Origin of the sequence: Pseudomonas sp. Snoq117.2 (genome assembly GCF_900110545.1) — a bacterium.
Taxonomy (GTDB): Bacteria; Pseudomonadota; Gammaproteobacteria; order Pseudomonadales; family Pseudomonadaceae; genus Chryseomonas; species Chryseomonas benzopyrenica.
Genome location: NZ_FOED01000003.1, coordinates 367,040 through 389,170 on the forward strand (window position 1 = coordinate 367,040; position 22,131 = coordinate 389,170).

The following is a 22,131-nucleotide window of genomic DNA, read 5'->3' on the forward strand; positions in this document are numbered from 1 at the left end:
GGCGCGAGGGGCAGGAGGCCCCTTCGTGCCGTGCCCCCGCCACGGCGCCGGGACGAGGGGACCCGGAGCGCAGCGTAGGGCCGAACTGTTGGGGTGTGCTTTCTTTTGCTTACTTTTCTTTGCACAAGCAAAGAAAAGTAAGTCGCCGGCCAGGCGAAACAAGAGCCATCAACAAAACACGATAATCAGTTAGGGCGGTGAAAAGCCAACAGTTGGGCTTCGCTGGCGCTCAGCCCAACCTACGAAAAATCCCCTCAGCGCACGCTCAACCGATACCCCACCCGCTCCAGCCACTGGGCTTCCAGTTCGAAGTCGGCTTGGGTCAGGGGATTTTCCTCCAGCCAGCCGTCGGGGAACTGCACGTCCAGGCTGCGCTCGCCGGCGCTGAGCTGGACGTCCGGGATGCTCTTGTGGCGGATGTGGTGGAAGAGGATGGCGAAGCGCAGCAGCAGGGTCAGGCGCAGCAGCGGCTCGCCTTCCGGGCCGAGCTCCTGCAGGCGCTCCAGGGGGATGTTGCGGCGATGGCCGCGTACCAGCAGAGCCAGGGCCTGTTGATCGCGGCGGGAGAAGCCGGGCAGGTCCGAGTGCTCGATCAGGTAGGCACCGTGCTTGTGGTACTGGTAGTGGGCGATGTCCAGCCCCACGCCATGCAGGCGCGCCGCCCAGCGCAGCAGTTCGGCATGGTTCTCGTCGGTCAGGGCCCAGGCCTCGGCGACCTGTGCCAGGGACTTCAGGGCGCGCTTTTCCACCCGCTCAGCATGGCGCTGATCGACGTGGTAGCGCTCGGCCAGGCCCTTGAGGGTGCGTTCGCGCACGTCCTCATGGCTGTGCCGGCCGATCATGTCGTAAAGGACCCCTTCGCGCAGGGCGCCTTCGGAGAGGTGCATCTCCTGCAGTTCCAGGGCCTTGAACAGGGCTTCGAGGATGGCCAGGCCGCCGGGCAGGATGGCGCGCCGATCCGGCTTCACGCCGTCGATGTTGAGCAGGTTGATGTCGCCCTGCTTGAGCAGCTTGCGCTTGAGCCACTCGATGCCGTCCGGGGTGATCTCGCCAGTGCCGCGACCGGCGGCCTGGATCGCCAGAGCCACGGCGCGAATGGTGCCGGAGGCGCCAAGGGCCTGGTGCCAGCCCATCTCGCGCAGACCCTGGTCGATGTTCATCAATTCCAGACGCGCGGCGGTATAGGCACGGGCGTACTGGGCGGCGGTGATCTTGCCGTCGGCGAAGAAACGCTTGGTGAAGCTGACGCAGCCCATCTGCAGACTCTCGCGCTGCAGGGTTTCGAAGCGCTGGCCGATGATGAATTCGGTGCTGCCGCCGCCGATATCGGTGACCAGGCGACGCCCGGGCACATCGGGCATGGAGTGGGACACGCCCAGATAGATGAGACGCGCCTCTTCGCGACCGGAGATGACCTCGACCGCATGGCCGAGCACGGCTTCAGCGCGCTGGATGAATTCGGCGCGATTGCGTGCCTCGCGCAAGGCGTTGGTGCCCACCACCCGCACGGCGCCGCGCGGCATGCCGGCGATCAGCTGGGCGAAGCGGCGCAGGCAGTCCAGGCCACGCTGGATGGCCTCTTCGCTGAGCAGGCGCGAGTCGTCCAGGCCGGCGGCCAGCTGGATCTTTTCGCCCAGCCGCTCAAGGATGCGGATCTCCCCGTGGAAATTGCGTGCCCGGACGATATGAAAGCTGTTCGAGCCCAGGTCGATGGCGGCGATCAGTTCGTGGGGTTCGGCTGGCGAAGGCTGCATCTGGAGGCTCTCGGCGATAAACCGCGCCATCGTGCCAGCTAGCCGGTGACGGCTTCAAGCGCACAGCGGTGACGGTTGCGCAAAGTGGCAGAAAAAATGGGGTTTTTCGGCTCAGGAGGCCACTTGACCGATGAATTGGGCCAGTTCCGGGGTCTGCGGCTGGGCGAACAACGCCTGGGGATGGCCGCTTTCATGCACCTTGCCCTGATGCATGAACACCAGCTTGTCGCCCACCTCGCGGGCGAATCTCATCTCGTGGGTGACCATGATCAAGGTCATGCCTTCGCTGGCCAGTTGCTTGACCACCGCCAGCACCTCGTTGACCAGCTCAGGGTCCAGTGCCGAGGTGATCTCGTCGCACAGCAGCACCTTGGGCGACATGGCCAGGGCGCGGGCGATGGCCACCCGCTGCTGCTGGCCGCCGGACAGCCGATCCGGATAGCTGTCGAATTTTTCCGCCAGGCCGACCCGGTCGAGCATCTGTTGGGCCAGGGCGCGGGCCCCGTCCTTGCTCGTCTTCTTGACCACCTGGGGCGCCAGCATCACGTTCTCGCCCACCGTGAGATGCGGGAAGAGGTTGAACTGCTGGAAGACCATGCCGACCTTTTGCCGCAGGGAACGCAGATTGACCCGCGCGGCGTCCAGGTACTCGCCATCCACCTCGATGACGCCGTCGTTGATCGACTCCAGACCGTTCAGGGTGCGCAGCAGGGTGCTCTTGCCCGAGCCGCTCTTGCCGATGATGGCCACCACCTGGCCTTCCTCGACGGTCAGGTCGATGCCCTTGAGCACATGGTGATTGCCATAGTGTTTGTGCAGGGCGGTCACTCTAAGCAGCGGCATGCAGTCTCCTTTCCAGCCAGCGCGCGGCCAGCGACAGGGGGTAGCAGAGGAGGAAGTAGCCCAGGGCGGCGAGGCCGTAGACGGTGAAGGGCTGGTAGGTGGCATTGGCGAGCATGCCGCCGATCTTGGTCAGCTCGGTGAAGCCGATGATGGAGGTCACCGCGGTGCCCTTGACCACCTGTACCGAGAAGCCCACGGTGGGCGCCACGGCGATGCGCAGGGCCTGCGGCAGGATGACGTGGCGCAACTGCTCGAAGCGGGTCAGGGCCAGGCTTTCCGAGGCTTCCCACTGGCCATGGGGAATGGCCTCGACGCAGCCGCGCCAGATCTCGGCGAGGTAGGCGCTGGTGAACAGGGTCAGGGCCACCCCGGCGGCCAGCCAGGCGGGAATCTCCAGCCCCAGCAGCGAGACGCCGAAGAACACCAGGAACAGCTGCATCAATAGTGGCGTGCCCTGGAACAGCTCGATGTGCAGGCGCGCCAGCGTGCGTGGCGTCCGCAGCGGCGACAGTCGTGCCCAGAGCACCAGCAGGCCGGCCAGACCGCCGCCGGCAAAGGCCGCCAGCGAGAGGACAAAGGTCCAGTACAGCCCGGTGCCCAGGTTGCGGACGATGTCCCAGAGGGTGAAGTCCATCAGCGGCCTCCCTGGATGAAGCGCCGACCGATCCAGTGCAGCAGCTGGCGTACGCCGATGGCCATGACTAGATAGAGCAGGGTGGTCAGCAGATAGGTTTCGAAGGCGCGGAAGTTGCGCGACTGGATGAAGTTGGCGGCAAAGGTCAGCTCCTCGGTGGAGATCTGCGAGCAGACCGCCGAACCCAGCATCACGATCACCACCTGGCTCGACAGCGCCGGCCAGACCTTGGCCAGGGCGGGCCTGAGGATCACGTGGCGAAAGGTCTCGGCGCGGGTCATGGCCAGGGCCGCGGCGGCTTCCAGCTGGCCCTTGGGTACCGCCTGGATGCCGGCACGGATGATCTCCGTGGAATAGGCGCCCAGATTGATCACCATGGCCAGTACCGCCGCCTGCCATTCGCTGATGTGCACCCCCAGCGAGGGCAGGCCGAAAAAGATGAAGAACAGCTGGATCAGAAAGGGCGTGTTGCGGATCAGCTCGACATAGACGCCGAACACCCGGTCGAAGGGCTTGAGCTGCCAGGCGCGGCAGACCGCGCCCAGGATGCCCAGGGCGATGCCCAGCGCCGCGCCGATGGCGGTCAGCTCCAGGGTGAAGAGGGCGCCCTTGAGCAGCAGGTCACCCTGCTGCAGGACCGGCTGGAAGTCGAACTGATAGGCCATGCCTTACATGTCCTTGGGCAGCGGCTGGCCCAGCCATTTCTCGGCCTGGCGATCCAGGCTGCCGTCGGCGCGAGCGGCGTCGATGATGCTGTCCAGCTTGGCCTTGAGTGCCGGTTCGTGCTTGGCCAGGCCGATGTAGTTGGGCGAATTCTTCAGGGTGAGCTTCATTTCCGGCGCGCGCTCGGGCTTCTTCTCGGCGATGGAGGCCATCACCGAGCTGCCGCTGGCGATGAATTCGGTCTGGCCGGCGAGATAGGCAGCGATGGTGGCGTTGTTGTCCTCGAATCTCTTGATCACCGCCTCCTTGGGCGCCACCTTGCTCAGCTCCATGTCCTCGATGCCACCGCGGGTCACGGCGATGGTCTTGCCAGCCAGCTCCTCGGGCGTGCTCAGGCCGCTGCCCTTGGCGCCGAAGACGCCGAGAAAGAAGGGCGCATACGGCTTGGTGAAGTCGATGACCTGTTCGCGCTCGGGATTCTTGCCCAGGCTGGAGATGACCATGTCCACCTTGCCGGTGGTCAGGAAGGGGATGCGGTTGGTGCTGGTGACCGGGGTCAGCGCCAGCTTGACGCCCAGCTTGTCGGCGACCAACTGGGCGGTGTCGATGTCCAGGCCGCGGGGCTTGAGGTCGGGGCCCACGGTGCCGAAGGGCGGAAAGTCCTGGGGCACGGCGATGCGCACCGTGCCGCGCTGCTGGATATCGGCCAGCTGGTCGGCCTGGACGGGGGTGTGCAGGGCGGTCAGGCCCAAGGCGAGCAGGGAGAGGGCGGTCCAGCGCTTGAGCATGACGAGACTCCGGAAGCAGGATGGGTGGCTGTGCCCAGTGCATTTCATGTGCCAGTCCCTGGCCAGACGGGCGCGAGGGCCGTCAGACCTGAGGATTGGTCTTACTGGTCTGAACAGCTCGCTGGTGGCTAAGCAGACCTCTGCTTTGGGTGTGGGCCGCTTTGGTGCGCGCTTACCGCCCTCTGCTCCGCCATGGGGCCAGGCTTGAACTGGCGGGAAAATCGGCATAAAAGGCGAACTTCCGGACTGACTGGCCTGACCACCCCATGCCCTTCGCTGCCACCCGCGCCGTACCCCAATATGCCGTCGACGCCATTCGCCGGCTGATCGAGACCGAAGGCTATGCCCCCGGCGCGGCGCTCCCGGCGCAGCGTGAGCTGGCCGAGCGGCTGGGAGTGAGTCGCGCCTCCCTGCGCGAGGCGCTGTCCACCCTCAGTGCCCTGGGCCTGGTCAGCGTGCAGCCTGGACGTGGGGTCTATGTCCAGGAGACGGCGAGCACGGCGGACGGACACTGGCCCTTCGCTGGCGAGGTCGCCGCCGCCCATGTCTTCCAGCTGCGCTTTGCCCTCGAAGGCTTCGCGGCCGGTCTGGCCGCCGTTACCCTGGGCCCCGCCGACCTGGATCGCCTGGAGGTCAATCTCGCCGCCCTGCACCGGGCGCTGCGGGCCAATGAGCTGGAAGAAGCGGCCGCGCTGGACTTCGATTTCCATCGCCAGCTGCTGCTGGCCGCGGACAATCCGGCCATGCTGGCAGTGATCACCACCAGCCCCGAGCGCTTTCACGAAAGTCAGAAGCTGCCCTTCGTCCGGCCCGAGCGGGCACTGGAAACCTGGCAGGAACACCGGCGTATCCTTCGGGCCCTGAGTCGCCGCTCGCCGGCAGCGGCGCAAAAGGCCATGCGCGAACATATCCGCAATGCGGCGCTGCGCAGTGGAACCCCTTTCCCGGTGCCCGCTGTCTAACCAGCTGTCCATGATCGGCGGCGCGGTGGTCAAACGGTGCTAAAAAGACCCTATCGCCGGCTCGCCGGATCGTGAGCTGCCTCTGCCATCAATGCCCGTCATAGTCACCATCAATGTTCGAATGCTTTCGAAGTGACGGCAGCAGGGCTATCATGGCCATACTTCAAGTCGCACCCGAATTCGGAGAGAGTCAATGAGCGAATACATCACCAACGTCAGCGACGCCAGCTTCGAGCAGGACGTGCTGAAGTCCGACAGCCCCGTGCTGGTCGACTATTGGGCCGAATGGTGCGGTCCGTGCAAGATGATCGCCCCGGTCCTGGATGAGATCGCCAAGGATTACCAGGGCAAGCTCAAGGTCTGCAAACTGAACATCGATGAAAACCAGGACACCCCGCCCAAGTACGGCGTGCGTGGCATCCCGACCCTGATGCTGTTCAAGAACGGCGCGGTCGAGGCCACCAAGGTCGGTGCCCTGTCCAAGTCGCAACTGGCCGCCTTCCTCGACGCCAACGTCTGAGGAATCCAGTCGAAAGCCCCGCCATGCGGGGCTTTTTTATGCCTGGACGGCTGGACGAGCACCCATGCAGGTGCTAGATTCCAGCCCACGACCCCATCAGCGGGTCGTCTTCTCATCTGCTGCAGCCGTCAGTTCTCCTCTTCAGAACGCATCCCGCGAAGCTAATCTCGCATCCGACCGCTCAGCTCGATTCCCTCCTTCGCCTCTTCTCACGTCAACATACGTCTATGAATCTGACCGAACTCAAGCAAAAGCCCATCACGGAACTGTTGGAAATGGCGGATGCCGCGGGCTTGGAAAACATGGCCCGGTCCCGCAAGCAGGACATCATCTTCGCGCTGCTCAAGAAGCATGCGAAAGGTGGCGACGAGATTTCCGGAGATGGCGTGCTGGAGATCCTGCAGGACGGCTTCGGCTTCCTGCGTAGCGCCGACTCCTCCTACCTGGCCGGTCCCGACGACATCTATGTCTCCCCCAGCCAGATCCGCCGCTTCAACCTGCGCACCGGCGATACCATCATCGGCAAGATTCGTCCGCCGAAAGAGGGCGAGCGCTACTTCGCGTTGCTCAAGGTCGACACCATCAACTTCGACCGGCCGGAAAACGCCAAGAACAAGGTGCTGTTCGAGAACCTCACGCCCCTGTTCCCCAACAAGCGCCTGACCATGGAAGCCGGCAACGGCTCCACCGAAGACCTCACCGGTCGGGTCATCGACCTCTGTGCCCCCATCGGCAAGGGTCAGCGCGGTCTGATCGTCGCGCCGCCCAAGGCCGGCAAGACCATCATGCTGCAGAACATCGCGGCCAACATCACTCGCAACAATCCCGAGTGCTACCTCATCGTGCTGCTCATCGACGAGCGTCCCGAGGAAGTGACCGAGATGCAGCGCACCGTGCGCGGTGAAGTGGTGGCCTCCACCTTCGACGAGCCGCCGACCCGCCACGTGCAGGTCGCCGACATGGTGATCGAGAAGGCCAAGCGCCTGGTCGAGCACAAGAAGGACGTGGTCATCCTGCTGGATTCCATCACCCGTCTGGCGCGGGCCTTCAACACGGTGATCCCCAGCTCCGGCAAGGTGCTCACCGGTGGTGTCGACGCCCATGCCCTGGAGAAGCCCAAGCGCTTCTTTGGTGCCGCCCGTAACATCGAAGAAGGCGGCAGCCTGACCATCATCGCCACCGCGCTGGTGGAAACCGGCTCGAAGATGGACGAGGTGATCTACGAGGAATTCAAGGGCACCGGCAACATGGAACTGCCCCTGGAGCGTCGGATCGCCGAGAAGCGCGTCTTCCCGGCCATCAACATCAACAAGTCCGGCACCCGCCGCGAAGAGCTGCTCACCGACGAGGAAGAGCTGTCGCGCATGTGGATCCTGCGCAAGATCCTGCATCCGATGGACGAGATCGCCGGGATCGAATTCCTCCTCGACAAGTTGCGTCAGACCAAGACCAACAACGAGTTCTTCGATTCGATGAAGCGCAGCAAGTAAGGCGCAGTCGCAAGCAAAGGCCGGGAAATCCCGGCCTTTGGCGTTTCTGGGCCAATGCTTTCTCGATGCGCGACTCAGGCGGTAGACTGCCAGACTTTCCCCAGCGCCAAGAGGCCGCATGCAATACCGAGATCTGCGTGACTTCATCCGCAGCCTGGAGCAGCGTGGTGAACTGAAGCGCGTGACCGCCCCGGTCTCGCCGATCCTCGAGATGACCGAAATCTGCGACCGGACCCTGCGCAAGCAGGGCCCGGCGCTGCTGTTCGAGAATCCCGTGGGCTTCTCCATGCCCGTGCTGGGCAACCTGTTCGGTACGCCCCAGCGCGTGGCCCTGGGCATGGGCGCCGAAGACGTCGGCGCTCTGCGCGAGATCGGCAAGCTGCTGGCCTTTCTCAAGGAGCCCGAGCCGCCCAAGGGCCTCAAGGACGCCTGGTCGAAGCTGCCGATCTACAAGAAGGTCATCAGTATGGCGCCCAAGGTTCTCAAGGACGCGCCCTGCCAGGAGGTGATCGAAGAGGGCGAGGCGGTCGATCTCGGCAAGCTGCCGATCCAGCACTGCTGGCCGGGCGACGTGGCGCCGCTGATCACCTGGGGCCTGACCGTCACCCGCGGACCCAACAAGGAGCGCCAGAACCTCGGCATCTATCGCCAGCAGGTCATCGGCCGCAACAAGCTGATCATGCGCTGGCTGAGCCATAGAGGCGGTGCCCTGGATTTCCGCGAGTGGTGCCAGAAGCATCCCGGCCAGCCCTACCCGGTGGCCGTGGCCCTGGGCGCCGATCCGGCCACCATCCTGGGCGCAGTCACTCCGGTGCCCGATACCCTGTCCGAATACGCCTTCGCCGGCCTGTTGCGCGGCAGTCGCAGCGAGCTGATCAAGTGCGTGGGCAACGACCTGCAGGTGCCGGCCAGTGCCGAGATCGTGCTGGAAGGGGTCATCCATCCGGGTGAGACGGCGCCGGAAGGCCCCTATGGCGACCATACCGGCTACTACAACGAGGTCGATACCTTCCCGGTGTTCACCGTGGAACGCATCACCCGCCGCCGCGACCCCATCTACCACAGCACCTACACCGGACGGCCGCCGGACGAGCCGGCCATCCTCGGCGTGGCGCTCAACGAAGTCTTCGTGCCCATCCTGCAAAAGCAGTTTCCGGAGATCGTCGACTTCTATCTGCCGCCGGAAGGCTGTTCCTATCGCATGGCGGTGGTGACCATCAAGAAGCAGTACCCCGGCCATGCCAAGCGGGTGATGCTGGGTGTCTGGTCGTTCCTGCGGCAGTTCATGTACACCAAGTTCGTGATCGTCACCGACGACGACATCAATGCCCGCGACTGGAACGATGTCATCTGGGCGGTCACCACGCGCATGGATCCCAAGCGCGACACCGTGATGATCGACAACACCCCCATCGACTACCTGGACTTCGCCTCGCCGATCTCCGGCCTGGGCTCGAAGATGGGCCTGGATGCCACCCACAAGTGGCCGGGCGAAACCACGCGTGAGTGGGGGCGGGCGATCGTCAAGGACGAAGCGGTGGTCAAACGGGTGGACGAGATGTGGTCCAGTCTCGGGATCGATTAACGGAGATGACGATGAAGGTCACCCTGCAGCCCTCGGGTGCGGTATTGGAAACCCAGCCCGGCGAAGCCATCCTGGCCGCCGCGCAGCGTCTCGGCTACAGCGGACCGCACAGCTGCCGCAACGGCAACTGCCAGCTCTGCGCCGCGCTGCTGGTGGAGGGGCAGGTCACCCAGCACGGAAAGACCGTCGATCACGGCGAGGTCTATGTCTGCGTGGCGGTACCGCTCGGCGATTGCTTGCTGCAGTGGGATGGCGTCCTGGCGCCCGGCGATTTGCCGGTGCGCCAGCTGGCCTGTCAGGTGGTTGCCCTGGATGACGTGGGGGGCGATGTCCGCCGGGTGCGCCTGCGCGCGCCGGCCGGCCGGGCGCCGCGCTATCACGCCGGTCAGTACCTGTTGATCCAGCGCGATGACGGCAAGCAATCGGCCTTTTCCCTGGCCTCGGCGCCCCACCAGGGGCGTGAGCTGGAATTGCACGTGCTGGACCGCGAGGCCAGCAGCCAGGCGCTGCTGGCGCAACTGGAAAGCAGGGGCATGGCCCAGGTCGAGTTGCCCTATGGCGACGCCCATCTGGCCGAATTGCCTGAAGGCCCCCTGGTACTGATCGCCGCCGGGACCGGCATGGCGCAGATGCACAGCCTGATCGAAGATGCCCGCACCCGTGGCTTCGCCCATCCGGTGCACCTCTATTGGGGCGTGCGCACGCCAGACGACTTCTACGCCATCGAGGCCTGGGACGCCTGGGCGGAACTGCCCAATCTCACCCTGAACCGGGTGGTGAGCGATGCCTGTGGCTGGGAAGGGCGCTGTGGTCTGCTGCACGAGGTGGTGCGCGCGGATTTCGCCGACCTGAGCGGCCTGCACGTCTATGCCAGCGGCTCGCCGGCGATGGTCTATGCCACCCTGGACGCCCTGGTGGAAGCCGGCATGGACGCGCACCAGATGCGCGCCGACGTCTTCGCCTACGCGCCGCGGGGGTGAGCCTATCGCGGCCATGGGCCGCTCCTACGGGTAAGCTCTACCTGTAGGAGCGGCCCATGGCCGCGATTGATCGAAAAGCACAAAGCGTTTTCGACCAGGACCCAGAGTGGATGAGGCTGTGCCGTCATCCATCCTGGGCAATCGGCGCTACTGCGCCGACTTGGCCACCATGCCGGTGTGTCTCAGAGTCATCGCCAGGAAGACGATGGCCAGGACGCAGGAGCCGACCAGCAGCATGAAGCCACCATCCCAGCCGAAGTGGTCCACGGTGTAGCCCACCAGGGCGTTGGCCGCCACCGAACCGCCCAGATAGCCGAACAGGCCGGTGAAGCCCGCGGCGGTGCCGGCGGCCTTCTTGGGTACCAGTTCCAGCGCCTGCAGGCCGATCAGCATCACCGGGCCGTAGATCAGGAAGCCGATGGATACCAGGGCCGCCAGGTCGATGCCGGGATTGCCTTCCGGGTTGAGCCAGTAGACCAGGGTGGCGACCAGCACGCCGAGCATGAACACCACCCCGGTGGCGCCACGGTTGCCGCGGAACAGTTTGTCCGAGAGCCAGCCGCAGAGCAGGGTGCCGGGGATGCCGGCCCATTCGTAGAAGAAGTAGGCCCAGGAGGTCTTGTCCACCGAGAAGTGCTTGGCCTCCTTGAGGTAGGTGGGGGCCCAGTCCAGCACGCCATAGCGCAGCAGGTAGACGAAGACGTTGGCAAAGGCGATGTACCAGAGCAGGCGATTCTTCAGCACGTACTCGACGAAGATCTCCTTGGTGGAGAATTCGCGTTCGTGACCTTCGCTGTAGCCCTCGGGGAAGTCCTGTTTCCAGTGTTCCACCGATGGCAGGCCGCAGGACTGCGGGGTATCGCGCATGGCGATGAAGGCGAAGACCGCCACCGCCAGAGCCACCACGGCCGGGACATAGAAGGCGGCGTGCCAGTCGTTGAACCAGGCCAGGCCGAGCAGGAACAGCGGGCCGATCAGGCCGCCGCCGACGTTGTGGGCGACGTTCCACACCGAGACCACCCCGCCACGCTCCTTCTGCGACCACCAGTGCACCATGGTGCGACCGCTGGGCGGCCAGCCCATGCCCTGGAACCAGCCGTTGAGGAACAGCAGGACGAACATGATGCTGACACTGGAGGTGGCCCAGGGTGCGAATCCGAACAGCAGCATCACCAGCGCCGACATCACCAGCCCGAAGGGCAGGAAATAGCGTGGATTGGAGCGGTCCGAGACCAGCCCCATGAGGAACTTGGACAGGCCGTAGGCGATGGCCACCGCGGACAGCGCCACGCCCAGTTCACCCCGGCTGTAGCCTTGCTCCACCAGATAGGGCATGGCCAGCGAGAAGTTCTTGCGGAGCAGGTAGTAGCCGGCATAGCCGATAAAGATCCCGGCGAAGATCTGCCAGCGGAGACGGCGGTAGACGGGATCGATGCGATCGGCGGGCAGCGGCGTGCGATGGGCCGCAGGGGCGAAGATTCCAAGCATGGGAGCCTCGGTATTGTTATAGGTATTAATCGAAAGCGAACATTCCAGGTTCGTTTTCGAATATTACAATGATATTACAGCCTGCATAGGCTTTTCCGCCCTGTGGCAGTGGGTGCCCGGATTCCCCCTTGATCTGTACGGGTTGCGCGCCTAGGGTGGCGCGTCTTTGCTGCCGTTTTCACGAGTCATCATGCCTGCCTGGAAAGTCCTGTCCTCCCGCGCCCTGACCCTGATCACCACCCTGTTCGAGCGCTATCCGCGATTGATCGCCCTGGCCGGCTTCATCTCGGGGATCTGCAGCTTCCTGCTGGTGGACCGGCAGAAGGGTTTCGCCCCGGTGATGGCGGTGATCATGCTGGCGAGCTGGGTCTGGCTGATGCTGGAAAACGTGCTGCGGGGCTGGGTCAGCCGCCGTTTCGGCTGGGAATTGCCACCACCGCTGCTACGCTACGCTACCCAGTTGATCCACCAGGAAAGTCTGTTCTTCTGCCTGCCGTTCTTTGCCATCACCACGGCCTGGAACAGCGGCCAGGCGCTGTTCACCGGACTGCTCGGCGCGGCCGCCCTGGTGTCCATCATCGATCCGCTCTACTACAAGACCCTGGCGCCGCGGCGCTGGGTATTTCTCAGCTATCACACCCTGACGCTGTTCGCGGTACTGCTCACGGCGCTACCGATCATCCTGCACCTGACCACTACCCAGAGCTACGAACTGGCCCTGGGCGTCGCCGTGCTGCTGTCCTTTCCCAGTCTGGCGGTGGCCTTCCGGGTGCGCCTGGGCTGGCGCTGGCTGGGGCTGCTGGGCCTGTGCCTGGCCATCGGCGCCTTTGGCTGGCTGGGGCGCGCCTGGGTGCCGCCGGCCACCCTATGGCTGACCGACATGGGCATGAGCACCAACTTCGACAGCCTCAAGCGCCAGCCCGGCGATGCGGTGAAGAGCCTGAGCAGCGCCCAGCTGCGCACCCAGGGGCTCTATGCCTTCACCGCCATCAACGCACCGCGTGGCCTGAACGAGCGTATCTACCATGTCTGGCGTCATGCCGGTCGGGAGGTGGATCGGATTCCCCTGGATATCAGCGGCGGTCGCGAGGCCGGTTATCGCGCCTGGACCCACAAACAGAACTTTCCCGGCGACGTGACCGGCCGTTGGCAGGTGCAAGTGGTTACGGACGTCGGCCAGGTGATCGGAACCCTCAGGTTCGAGGTGACCCCTTGAATTCCGCTGGCTATGCTGCAGCCATCCATCTCTAGAGGATTCGCCGTGAAAGCCGTCGCCGCCGTTTTGTTGTCCTTCTGCCTGGCCTTCACTGCCTGGGCGAACGAAGAGAAAAAGGAAGGGGAGGCCCCCAAGACCGAATTCTACAACCTGACCCCGGCCCTGGTCGGCAACTATGGCAGCGGGCCCAAGCTCAAGTACTACAAGGCCGACATCGCCCTGATGATGACCGGCAAGGAAGCCAAGGATAAGGTCGAGTTCCACGAGCCGCTGATCCGCAATCAGCTGGTGATGCTCTTCGCCCAGCAGACCGACGAGACCCTGGCCGGCGTGGAAGCCCGCGAGAAACTGCGCCAGGAGGCGCTCAAGCAGGTGCAGAACGTGCTCACCCAGGAGGAAGGCAAGCCCCTGGTGGAAGACCTGCTGTTCAACAACCTGATCATCCAGCCCTGAGCGCGGTCAGGCGTGGGCCGCGGCGACGATCGCCGCCCACTCCTCGGCGCTGACCGGCATCACCGACAGACGATTGCCCTTGCGCAGCAGGGCGAAGTCGGCGAGTGCCGGCAACTGGCGCAGGCGCGGTAGGCTCAGCACTCGCGGAAAGGCCTCGACGAAGGCCACCTGGCGCGCCGTCCAGGGATTGTCTGCGGCGCTGGCCTTGGGCGCATGGTAGGGGCTTTCCGGGTCTAGGGCGGTGGGGTCGGCGAAGGCTTCGCCCACGATCCGGCCGATGCCGGCGATGCCCGGTTCGGCGCAACTCGAATGATGAAAGAAGAACAGCTCGTCGGGTTTCATGGCGCGCAGGAAGTTGCGTGCCTGGTAATTGCGCACGCCGTCCCAACGCGCCTGGCCCAGGCGTTGCAAGTCGTCCAGTGAGAACTCATCGGGCTCGGATTTCAACAGCCAGCAGGCCACGGTTCGTCTCCTGACGAATGGAGGCTCGGGAGCTTCCAGGAAAGGGTCTGGTCGATTGCAAGGGGCGACCGCTTGTCGCAGAATGCCGCGCATTCCGGATGTAGTCTGATCGTACGCGCTGAGCATAACAGGGCGACGTCCTGTCCTGCCCAAAGGTGCCAGCAAGGGGGTGGCCCAGTTCGATGAAACGCAAACCTGATCTGTTGTGGGTGCTGGTCCTGATCTTTACCCTGGGCGTGGTCACCACCGGGTATACCCAGAGCTTCTGGGAGCAGCGCCAGAACCAGCAGCAATACGCTCGCTACACCAGCGACGCTCAGCCGGCGCGGGAAGTCTCTCCGGTACGCTGACCGTACCAGCCGCCATCGCTCACTACGGCCGCCATGGGCACGTCCCAGGCCGCCAGTGCCAGTCGCTCCACCTTCTGACATTCATGGGCACAGCCGATCAGCTGCGGGCTGCGCCATTGCCGCCGGCGTGCCAGATAGGCCAGGTTGCGGTCATAGAAGCCCTTGCCCATGCCCAGGCGTCCGCCCTGCGGATCAAAGCCCACCAGCGGCATCAGGATCAGCCCGAGAGCCCAGGTCGGCCGACCCAGGCGCCGATCCGGGCGTGGCTCGGCTATGCCGAAGCGATTGCGCACCCAGGATTCACCGCGGCCGACGCGCTGAAAGATCATGGCGGTGCGTGGCCAGCGGGAGAGTACCGGCAGATAGGTGGCCTTGCCGCGGCGCTGGGCTTCTTCGAACAATGGACGCGGATCGATCTCGCCATCGCTGGGCAGGTAGAAGGCGATATGGCGGGCGCGACGAAACAGCGGATGCTGGGCAAGCTGGCGATACAGTTCGCGGGCGGCCTGGCGTTGCTGTACGGGGGTGAGGGCGCGACGTCGCTGGCGGAGAAGCTTGCGCAGCGCGGGCCTGCTGAGATCGGTAGAAGGCGGGGTGGTCATGGAAGAAATGAGCTCTCCGGAATGCCGCTGCCGGTGTAGCCCTTGAACCCTTGGTTCAAGGTGGGAGAAGTCGTAGACCTTTAGGCTTTCCGCCGTAGCGGACATGCACACCAGTCTTACGAGCAACCCCCGGGGTGTTGCTTATCGGCTCGGGGACATGACCGACTGGCGCACACACCAGAGAGTGACCTCCAGTATACGCCCCTGAGCCAGGATGCAAACCCCCGCCGATCCCCGGGTCGGCGGTCAGGCAGTGGTGTCGTGTTCGGTGATCAGTGCCCGGTCGACGCGATCCAGCAGGTCGCGGACCCGCTCGCGGGTGCTGCTGACTTCCAGGCTGACGTCGTCCTGGCGGTGCAGCAGTTCGTGGGTGATGTTGAGGGCGGCCATCACGGCCACGCGGTCGGCGCCGATGACCTTGCCGCTGGCGCGGATCTCGCGCATCTTGCCGTCCAGGTAGCGAGCGGTGCTCTCCAGGTTGGCGCGCTCGTCAGCCGGGCAGCTGATGCGATATTCCTTTTCCATTATCTGGACGGTCACGGTCTCGATGCTCATGAGTCCTGCTCCAAAGCTTTCAGGCGTAAAATCATCGCTTCGACCTTCGATCTGGCCAATTCGTTCTTTTCGATCAACTCGGCGCGCTCCTGGCGCCAGTTGCGCTCGCCCTGGCGCAGTTGTCGATTCTGCCGCTGCAATTCCTCAAGCCGCAGGAGCAGGCGCTCCACACGGTCACCGAGGGCTTCCAGATCGGCGTCGAGGGGCGTGTCGCGAGACTCGCTCATGAGGGCTACAGCTCCAGAAGGGTGCAACGAGATTGGCCGCCGGCGGGGTCAGCGCGTAGGATAAGGCTTCATTCTAGCCAGCGCCTCACCTCGACGCCATGTCCAGCTCAGCATCCGCCTACGCCGCCTTCTCCACCCTGCTCGCCGAGGCCGCTCTGCCGGTCTCGCCCGCCGAACTCCACGGTCACCTGCTCGGCCGGGTCTGTGGCGGCGCGGGCTTCGACGAGAACGACTGGCTGGCCGCGGCCAGCGAGCTGCTCGGTGGCGCGCCGGGCGAACGTCTGCAGGCGGCGCTCTCGGGGCTGCTGGGCATGGTGCAGCAGGAATTCGCCGGTCAGCAGGTGGCCCTGGTGCTGATGCTGCCACCGGACGAATTCCCCCTGGTCGAGCGCACCGCCGCCCTGGGCGAGTGGTGCCAGGGCTTTCTGGCCGGTTTCGGCCTGTCCGGGCGCACGGGCGAAGTCTCCGGCGAGGCGCGCGAGGTGCTCGAAGACCTGGCGGCTATCGCGCAGATCCAGGAGCCCGCCGAGGAAGGCGAAGAGGGTGAGACCGACTTCATGGAAGTCACCGAATACCTGCGCGTGGCTCCGCTGCTGCTCTATGGCGAGTACGGCCGCGGTCCTCTCCTCGAACCTGCGCCCGTGGTGCACTGAGCGGCCATGCCGCGAATCCACAAGGCCGAATTCGCCCGCCGCCGCCGCGCCCTGATGGCCGAGATCGGCCACGGCGGCATCGCCCTGCTGCCCGCTGCGCCGGTGTGCCTGCGCAACCGCGACATCGAGCAGCCCTATCGCCAGGACAGCGATTTCCAGTACCTCACCGGCTTTCCCGAGCCGGAAGCCCTGGCCGTGCTGATTCCCGGCCGTGCCCATGGTGAATACCTGCTGTTCTGCCGCGAGCGGGACCTGGAGATGGAGCGTTGGGAGGGCCGGCGCGCGGGTCAGGAAGGGGCGCTGGCCGACTATGGCGCGGACGACGCCTTTCCCATCGGCGATCTGGACGACATCCTGCCCGGCCTGCTGGAAGGCCGCGAGCGGGTCTACTACGCCATGGGTGCCCATCCGGAATTCGAGCGGCAACTGCTCAACTGGATCGAACTGATCCGCGCCAAGGCCGATCAGGGCGCCTCGCCGCCACGAGAGCTGCTGGCGCTGGATACCCTGCTGCACGACAGCCGACTGTACAAGTCGGCCGCCGAAGTGCGCCTGCTCAAGGCCGCCGCCGAGCTGACCTGCGCCGCCCACCTGCGTGCCATGCAGGCCTGCCGGCCGGGGCTGCGCGAGTATCACCTGGAGGCGGAGCTGGACTACTGCTTTCGCCAGGGGGGCGCACGGCTGGCGGCCTATGGCTCCATCGTCGCCGCGGGGGCCAACGCCTGCGTGATGCATTACCAGGCCAACGACGCGCCCCTGCGCGACGGCGACCTGGTGCTGATCGACGCCGGCTGCGAGCTGGAGTGCTATGCCAGCGACGTGACCCGTACCTTTCCGGTCAATGGCCGCTTCTCGCCCGAGCAGCGGCAGCTGTACGACATCGTGCTGGCGGCCAACCAGGCCGCCATTGCCTGCGTGGCGCCCGGGCGGCACTGGAACGAACCCCACGAGGCCACGGTCAGGGTGATCACCGAAGGGCTGTTGGCCCTGGGCCTGCTCCAGGGCCAACTGGACGACCTGATCGAGGCGGGCGCCTGTCGCGAGTTCTACATGCACCGCGCCGGTCACTGGCTGGGGCTGGATGTCCATGATGTGGGTGAATATCGCATCGGCGACCAGTGGCGGATGCTGGAGCCGGGCATGGTGCTGACCGTGGAACCCGGACTCTATATCCCGCCGGACGCCGAGGTGCCGCGCAAATGGCGTAGCCTGGGCATCCGCATCGAGGACGAGGTGCTGGTGACGCGCAGTGGTTGCGAGGTGCTGACCGCCGGCCTGCCCAAGGCGGCCGCGGAGATCGAAGGCTTGATGGCGGCCGCGCGCGACCGCCGGGAGAACGCTCATGCAACGTCCTGATATCGCCATCATCGGCGGCGGCCTGGTGGGTGCCAGCCTGGCCCTGGCCCTGCAGGCCGGCGCCAAGGCGCGCGGCTGGCGCATCCTGCTGGTGGAACCCTTCGCCCCCGGCGATACCTATCAGCCCAGCTACGACGCTCGCTCCTCGGCGCTGTCCTATGGTTCACGGCTGATCTACCAGCGTCTCGGCGTGTGGGAGGCCCTGGCGGAACATGCCGAGGCGATCCGCGAGATCCAGGTCTCCGACCAGGGCCGCTTCGGCGTGACCCAGTTGCTCGCCCGCGACGAGAATCTGCCGGCGCTGGGCTATGTGGTGGAGAACGCCTGGATCGGCCAGGTGCTCTGGCAGGCGCTGGATCGCGAGGTGGTGGACTGGCGCTGCCCGGCCGAGGTGCGCACGCTCACCGCCATACCCGATGGCTATCGTCTGGAACTGGATGATGGCGACGTCCTCGAATGCGGCCTGGCGGTGCTGGCCGACGGTGGGCGATCGGCGCTGCGCGAATCCCTCGGCATCGAGGTGCGCCGCACGGTCTACGAGCAGACCGCGCTGATCGCCAACGTCTCGACCAATCTGGGGCATGGCGGCCGCGCCTTCGAGCGTTTCACGCCCCATGGTCCCCTGGCGCTGCTGCCCCTGCCGGGCCAGCGCAGCGCCCTGGTCTGGACCCAGCCGGATGCCGAAGCATTGCGGCTGCAACAGGCGCCCGATGCCGTCTTTCTCGCCGAATTGCAGCAGGCGGTGGGCTATCGCCTGGGCAGCTTCACCCAGGTCGGCACCCGTCACGCCTATCCGCTGACCTTACTGGAGGCTAACGAACAGGTCCGCCCGCATCTGGTGGTGCTGGGCAACGCCGCCCACAGCCTGCATCCCATCGCCGGTCAGGGCTTCAATCTGTCTCTGCGCGACGTGGACAGCCTGGCCGAGTGCCTGCTGGAAAGCGGCGCGGCGCCCGGTGATTTCGCCACCTTGCAGGACTATCTGCAGCGTCAGCGTCTGGATCAGCAGCTGACCATCGGCTTTTCCGATCGCATCACCCGACTGTTTTCCAACAGCCGGCCCTGGCTCAGTGCCGGACGCAACCTGGGCCTGGTCGGCCTGGAGCTGTGCCCACCGGCCAAGAGTGCCTTCGCCCGCCAGGCCATGGGCCTGGGTACCCGTCCCTGACCTGCGAGGAGAAACGAGCATGCTGACCCATGCGGATCTGGTGATCGTCGGTGCCGGCATGGTCGGCAGCGCCCTGGCCCTGGCGCTGGCCGACAGCGGCCTGTCGGTGGTGCTGCTCGACCGCGGCCCGCTCACCCCGGGCGCGGTCGAAAGCGACCTGCCCTTCGAGCCCCGGGTCAGCGCCCTGTCGCTGGCCAGCCAGCGCATCCTGCAGCGCCTGGGCGCCTGGGACGGCATCCTGGCGCGCCGCGTCAGTCCCTACCAGGCGATGCACGTCTGGGACGGCTCCGGTACCGGCGCCGTGCATTTCGATGCCGCCAGCGTGCACGCCGAGGTGCTCGGCCACATCGTCGAGAATCGCGTGGTGCAGGAGGCCCTGCTCGAACGCCTGGCCGAGGCCAACGTCCTGCTCCTGCCGGAGGCGCGCCTGGAGTTGCTGCGTCGCTCCGGCGACCAGTGGCTGGTGCAATTGGCCGGCGATCGTCAGATCCGCGCGCCGTTGGTGGTGGCCGCCGATGGCGCCACCTCCGCCGTGCGTCGCCTGGCCGGGCTGGAAACCCGCGAGTGGGACTATCTGCACCATGCCATCGTCACCAGCGTGCGCTGCGCCGAATCGCACCAGCGCACCGCCTGGCAGAGATTCACCGACGACGGCCCGCTGGCCTTCCTGCCGCTAGATCGCGGCGGCGACACGAATTGGTGCTCCATCGTCTGGTCCTGCACGCCCAAGCAGGGCGAGCGGCTGATGGCCCTGGACGACGCGGCCTTCTGCCAGGCCCTGGGCGAGGCCTTCGAGCATCGCCTGGGCAAGGTGGAATGCAGCGACACGCGGCTGTGCATCCCGCTGCGCCAGCGCCATGCCAAGCGCTATGTGGAGCCTGGCCTGGCGCTGATCGGCGATGCCGCCCACGTCATCCATCCGCTGGCCGGGCAGGGCGTCAACCTGGGCTTTCTCGATGCCGCGGTGCTGGCCGAGGAACTGCGCCATGCCCAGGCCCGCGGTGAATCCATCGCCGAACAGCGGGTGCTGGAACGTTACGAGCGCCGCCGCATGCCGCACAACCTGGCGATGATGGCGGCGATGGAAGGCTTCCAGCGGCTGTTCCAGGACGACCGCCTGCCGCTGCGCTGGTTGCGCAACGCCGCGCTCAAGCAGGTCGACCGCCATTTCGAGGCCAAGGCGCTGTTCGTGCGCCGCGCCCTGGGCCTGTCGGGCGATGTGCCGGAGCTGGCCAGGGTCGTGGTCTGACGGCTCAGGCGTCGCCCAAGGAGCCGGCCAGCTCCAGCACCTGCTGCCTCCAGGCGGCCTCGCGGGGCAGGGCGAGGAAGTGCGGATTGAGGAAGGACTCGCGCATCTCGTAGGTGAGGGGCTGACCGTCCAGGGTCAGGACCTCGCCGCCGGCGCCTTCCAGCACGCCTTGGGCGGCGGCCGTGTCCCATTGAGAAGTGGGGGCGAGTCGGGGATAGAAGTCGGCCAGCCCCTCGGCCAGCAGGCAGAACTTCAGCGAGCTGCCGACGCTGACCAGCTTGGGTTCGCCGAGGGTGTTGCCCAGTTCTTCCAGCAGCCGTTGCTGCGCCGGACTGCCGTGGCGGCGGCTGGCGACCACGGTGAAGGCGTCTTCCGGCTGGTTGCGCACGCCGATCTCGACGCCGTCTTCACCCTGGATGCGGAAGGCGCCCAGTTCACGACCGCCGCTGAAGCAGACATCCCGGGTGGGGATGCCGACCACGCCGAAGATCACCTGGCCGCGTTCGACCAGGGCCACGTTGACGGTGAATTCCTCGCTGCCGTCGATGAATTCCTTGGTGCCGTCCAGGGGATCGACCACCCACCAGACGTCCCAGGCGCTACGCGCCGCGAAGGGGATGTCACAGGCTTCTTCCGATAGCACCGGCACGTCCGGGGTCAGCCGGGCGAGGCCGTCCGCCAGCACCCGGTGGGCGGCGAGGTCGGCGGCGGTCACCGGCGAGTCGTCGCTCTTCTGCCGCACCGCCACGCCCTGGCGCCAGTGGGGCAGGATGGCCGCGCCGGCCTGGCGCACCAGGTCGATGACGTTGAGTACCAGCGGAGCGGTAATGGAAACGGGCGCCATCATGCCGGCAGTTCTCCGCGTTGGGTGAGCAGGTCGCGCACCAAGTAGAGGGCGGCCAGGGCGCGGCCTTCGGAGAAGCGCGGATTCTGCACCAGCTGCGACAGCTCGCGCAGGTCGACGCTGCTGACTTCGAGTGGCTCGGGTTCATCGCCCGGCAGGCGCTCCGGATAGAGGTCGCGGGCCAGCACCACATGGATGCGCTGACTCATGTAGCCGGGGCTCAGCGACAGCGCGGTGAGGTATTCCAGCTGGTGGGCACCGAAACCCGCCTCTTCCTTGAGTTCGCGATTGGCGGCGTCGAGGATCTCTTCGCCCGGCTCCACCAGACCCTTGGGCAGCGACAGTTCGTAGTCTTCCACGCCGCCGCAGTATTCCTCGATGAGCAGGGCGCGGGTGGCGTCCTGCAGGGCCACCACCATCACCGCACCGTGACCGGTGCCCTTGTTGGCCAGGCGCTCATAGGTGCGTTCCTCGCCGTTGGCGAAGCGCAACTGCATCTCCTCGACGGTGAACAGACGGCTCTTGGCCACGATCTGTCGGGCGAGAACAGTGGGTTTCTGGCGCATGGACGGCTCCTGGGCTGGGCGGACGGGTATGATAACCCGCCTGTTACATGATCCGGAGTCACCATGACCCCTCTCGACTGGAGCCGTATCGATACCGTGTTGCTGGACATGGACGGCACCCTGCTCGATCTGCATTTCGACAACCATTTCTGGCTGGAGTACCTGCCGCAGCGCTATGCCGAGCGCCACGGCCAGTCCCTGGCGCTGGCCAAGGCCGAGCTGGAGCCGCTGTTTTTCAGCCACCAGGGCAAGCTGACCTGGTATTGCCTGGACTTCTGGAGCGCCGAGCTGGGCTTTTCCATGCGCGAACTCAAGAAGGAGATCGCTCACCTGATCGCCCTGAGACCCGACGCCGACACCTTTCTCGCCGCCCTGCAGCGCGCCGGCAAGCGCGTGGCGCTGATCACCAACGCCCATCGCGATTCCCTGTCGCTGAAGCTGGAGCGCATCGAACTGGCGCCCTATTTCGACCGGTTGATCAGTTCCCACGACTATGGCTTCCCCAAGGAAGAACAGCAGTTCTGGCACGCCCTGCAGGCCGACTTCGCCTTCGATCCGGCGCGTACCCTGTTCATCGACGACAACCTGCCGATCCTGCGTAGCGCTCGTGACTACGGGGTCGCCCACCTGTTGGCGATCCATGAGCCAGACAGCCGCCGCGGGCCCAAGGACAGTGAGGAGTTCGCGGCGGTACGGGATTATCGGGAGTTGCTGCCGCAGTGA

General features: G+C 65.7%; 25 protein-coding genes and 1 other RNA gene. 13 read left to right on the forward strand and 13 right to left on the reverse strand.

Going from position 1 to position 22,131, the window contains the following annotated elements:
* Window positions 1–254: 254 nt before the first annotated feature.
* The 5 genes from ppx to BMZ43_RS11095 all read right to left on the reverse strand — a co-directional run bounded on the left by ppx (window position 255) and on the right by BMZ43_RS11095 (window position 4,682).
* A complete protein-coding gene (gene ppx, locus BMZ43_RS11075; protein ID WP_026083659.1) occupies window positions 255–1,754 on the reverse strand; it encodes an exopolyphosphatase in 1,500 nt (499 codons plus the stop codon).
* Window positions 1,755–1,865: 111 nt separating this feature from the next.
* Window positions 1,866–2,597, reverse strand: a complete 732-nt coding sequence (locus BMZ43_RS11080) for an amino acid ABC transporter ATP-binding protein (RefSeq protein WP_093253368.1) — start codon at window positions 2,595–2,597, stop codon at window positions 1,866–1,868.
* Window positions 2,584–3,234: an amino acid ABC transporter permease gene (locus BMZ43_RS11085; RefSeq protein WP_173148739.1), complete on the reverse strand. Its 651-nt coding sequence runs from the start codon at window positions 3,232–3,234 to the stop codon at window positions 2,584–2,586. The genes BMZ43_RS11080 and BMZ43_RS11085 overlap by 14 nt, the downstream gene beginning before the upstream one ends.
* A complete protein-coding gene (locus BMZ43_RS11090; protein WP_064307796.1) occupies window positions 3,231–3,896 on the reverse strand; it encodes an amino acid ABC transporter permease in 666 nt (221 codons plus the stop codon). The genes BMZ43_RS11085 and BMZ43_RS11090 overlap by 4 nt, the downstream gene beginning before the upstream one ends.
* A gap of 3 nt (window positions 3,897–3,899) precedes the next feature.
* The gene (locus BMZ43_RS11095; protein WP_017639415.1) at window positions 3,900–4,682 is read right to left on the reverse strand and encodes a transporter substrate-binding domain-containing protein; all 783 of its coding nucleotides are present in this window, start codon (window positions 4,680–4,682) and stop codon (window positions 3,900–3,902) included.
* Between the two features lie 266 nt (window positions 4,683–4,948).
* Between BMZ43_RS11095 and BMZ43_RS11100 the strand changes: the two genes are divergently transcribed.
* The 5 genes from BMZ43_RS11100 (at window position 4,949) to BMZ43_RS11120 (ending at window position 10,219) form a co-directional block, all read left to right on the forward strand.
* Window positions 4,949–5,644 carry a FadR/GntR family transcriptional regulator gene (locus tag BMZ43_RS11100; RefSeq protein WP_017639416.1) on the forward strand — a complete coding sequence of 232 codons (696 nt, stop codon included), beginning with the start codon at window positions 4,949–4,951 and terminating at the stop codon, window positions 5,642–5,644.
* Window positions 5,645–5,837: 193 nt separating this feature from the next.
* Window positions 5,838–6,164, forward strand: coding sequence for a thioredoxin TrxA (trxA, locus tag BMZ43_RS11105; protein ID WP_017639417.1), 327 nt, complete (start codon window positions 5,838–5,840; stop codon window positions 6,162–6,164).
* Window positions 6,165–6,391: 227 nt separating this feature from the next.
* Entirely contained in the window at window positions 6,392–7,654 is a 1,263-nt protein-coding gene (rho, locus tag BMZ43_RS11110) for a transcription termination factor Rho (protein WP_017639418.1), read from the forward strand.
* Between the two features lie 118 nt (window positions 7,655–7,772).
* Entirely contained in the window at window positions 7,773–9,239 is a 1,467-nt protein-coding gene (ubiD, locus tag BMZ43_RS11115; protein WP_017639419.1) for a 4-hydroxy-3-polyprenylbenzoate decarboxylase, read from the forward strand.
* A gap of 11 nt (window positions 9,240–9,250) precedes the next feature.
* On the forward strand, window positions 9,251–10,219 hold the full coding sequence (locus tag BMZ43_RS11120; RefSeq protein WP_093253373.1) for a CDP-6-deoxy-delta-3,4-glucoseen reductase: 969 nt from the start codon (window positions 9,251–9,253) through the stop codon (window positions 10,217–10,219).
* Between the two features lie 147 nt (window positions 10,220–10,366).
* On the opposite strand, the gene glpT is transcribed toward BMZ43_RS11120, so the two are convergent.
* Window positions 10,367–11,707, reverse strand: a complete 1,341-nt coding sequence (gene glpT, locus BMZ43_RS11125) for a glycerol-3-phosphate transporter (RefSeq protein WP_064307798.1) — start codon at window positions 11,705–11,707, stop codon at window positions 10,367–10,369.
* Between the two features lie 190 nt (window positions 11,708–11,897).
* Between glpT and BMZ43_RS11130 the strand changes: the two genes are divergently transcribed.
* Both BMZ43_RS11130 and BMZ43_RS11135 read left to right on the forward strand, forming a co-directional pair.
* Entirely contained in the window at window positions 11,898–12,923 is a 1,026-nt protein-coding gene (locus BMZ43_RS11130; RefSeq protein WP_093253378.1) for a DUF5924 family protein, read from the forward strand.
* Window positions 12,924–12,968: 45 nt separating this feature from the next.
* Window positions 12,969–13,376: a flagellar basal body-associated protein FliL gene (locus tag BMZ43_RS11135; protein WP_017639423.1), complete on the forward strand. Its 408-nt coding sequence runs from the start codon at window positions 12,969–12,971 to the stop codon at window positions 13,374–13,376.
* Between the two features lie 6 nt (window positions 13,377–13,382).
* On the opposite strand, the gene BMZ43_RS11140 is transcribed toward BMZ43_RS11135, so the two are convergent.
* Window positions 13,383–13,838, reverse strand: coding sequence for an EVE domain-containing protein (locus tag BMZ43_RS11140; protein WP_093253382.1), 456 nt, complete (start codon window positions 13,836–13,838; stop codon window positions 13,383–13,385).
* Between the two features lie 182 nt (window positions 13,839–14,020).
* Between BMZ43_RS11140 and BMZ43_RS26520 the strand changes: the two genes are divergently transcribed.
* Window positions 14,021–14,188, forward strand: coding sequence for a hypothetical protein (locus BMZ43_RS26520; RefSeq protein WP_017639425.1), 168 nt, complete (start codon window positions 14,021–14,023; stop codon window positions 14,186–14,188).
* Here BMZ43_RS26520 and BMZ43_RS11145 read toward each other — a convergent pair.
* From BMZ43_RS11145 to BMZ43_RS11160, 4 genes are all read right to left on the reverse strand, one after another.
* A complete protein-coding gene (locus BMZ43_RS11145) occupies window positions 14,155–14,790 on the reverse strand; it encodes a 5-formyltetrahydrofolate cyclo-ligase (protein WP_093253386.1) in 636 nt (211 codons plus the stop codon). The two genes, BMZ43_RS26520 and BMZ43_RS11145, sit on opposite strands and share 34 nt — an antisense overlap.
* A gap of 9 nt (window positions 14,791–14,799) precedes the next feature.
* Window positions 14,800–14,977, reverse strand: a non-coding RNA gene (gene ssrS / locus BMZ43_RS11150) — 6S RNA.
* Window positions 14,978–15,036: 59 nt separating this feature from the next.
* A complete protein-coding gene (locus tag BMZ43_RS11155) occupies window positions 15,037–15,345 on the reverse strand; it encodes a cell division protein ZapA (protein ID WP_017639427.1) in 309 nt (102 codons plus the stop codon).
* On the reverse strand, window positions 15,342–15,572 hold the full coding sequence (locus BMZ43_RS11160; RefSeq protein WP_017639428.1) for a TIGR02449 family protein: 231 nt from the start codon (window positions 15,570–15,572) through the stop codon (window positions 15,342–15,344). The genes BMZ43_RS11155 and BMZ43_RS11160 overlap by 4 nt, the downstream gene beginning before the upstream one ends.
* A gap of 98 nt (window positions 15,573–15,670) precedes the next feature.
* On the opposite strand from BMZ43_RS11160, the gene BMZ43_RS11165 reads away from it, so the two are divergent.
* From BMZ43_RS11165 to BMZ43_RS11180, 4 genes are read left to right on the forward strand one after another with little or no spacing between them, the layout of a single operon-like run.
* Window positions 15,671–16,225 (forward strand): UPF0149 family protein, encoded by a 555-nt coding sequence (locus BMZ43_RS11165; RefSeq protein ID WP_093253389.1) that lies wholly within the window; start codon window positions 15,671–15,673, stop codon window positions 16,223–16,225.
* 6 nt (window positions 16,226–16,231) lie between these two features.
* The gene (gene pepP / locus BMZ43_RS11170) at window positions 16,232–17,581 is read left to right on the forward strand and encodes a Xaa-Pro aminopeptidase (RefSeq protein WP_093253394.1); all 1,350 of its coding nucleotides are present in this window, start codon (window positions 16,232–16,234) and stop codon (window positions 17,579–17,581) included.
* Window positions 17,568–18,749, forward strand: a complete 1,182-nt coding sequence (gene ubiH, locus BMZ43_RS11175) for a 2-octaprenyl-6-methoxyphenyl hydroxylase (protein ID WP_093253398.1) — start codon at window positions 17,568–17,570, stop codon at window positions 18,747–18,749. The genes pepP and ubiH overlap by 14 nt, the downstream gene beginning before the upstream one ends.
* Before the next feature lie 19 nt (window positions 18,750–18,768).
* A complete protein-coding gene (locus BMZ43_RS11180) occupies window positions 18,769–19,998 on the forward strand; it encodes a 2-octaprenyl-3-methyl-6-methoxy-1,4-benzoquinol hydroxylase (protein ID WP_068384698.1) in 1,230 nt (409 codons plus the stop codon).
* A 4-nt stretch (window positions 19,999–20,002) separates the two neighbouring features.
* On the opposite strand, the gene cysQ is transcribed toward BMZ43_RS11180, so the two are convergent.
* Window positions 20,003–20,845 (reverse strand): 3'(2'),5'-bisphosphate nucleotidase CysQ, encoded by an 843-nt coding sequence (gene cysQ, locus BMZ43_RS11185; RefSeq protein WP_017639433.1) that lies wholly within the window; start codon window positions 20,843–20,845, stop codon window positions 20,003–20,005.
* Window positions 20,842–21,408, reverse strand: coding sequence for an ADP compounds hydrolase NudE (nudE, locus tag BMZ43_RS11190; protein WP_059316538.1), 567 nt, complete (start codon window positions 21,406–21,408; stop codon window positions 20,842–20,844). The genes cysQ and nudE overlap by 4 nt, the downstream gene beginning before the upstream one ends.
* 63 nt (window positions 21,409–21,471) lie before the next feature.
* On the opposite strand from nudE, the gene yrfG reads away from it, so the two are divergent.
* Window positions 21,472–22,131 carry a GMP/IMP nucleotidase gene (yrfG, locus tag BMZ43_RS11195; RefSeq protein ID WP_093253401.1) on the forward strand — a complete coding sequence of 220 codons (660 nt, stop codon included), beginning with the start codon at window positions 21,472–21,474 and terminating at the stop codon, window positions 22,129–22,131.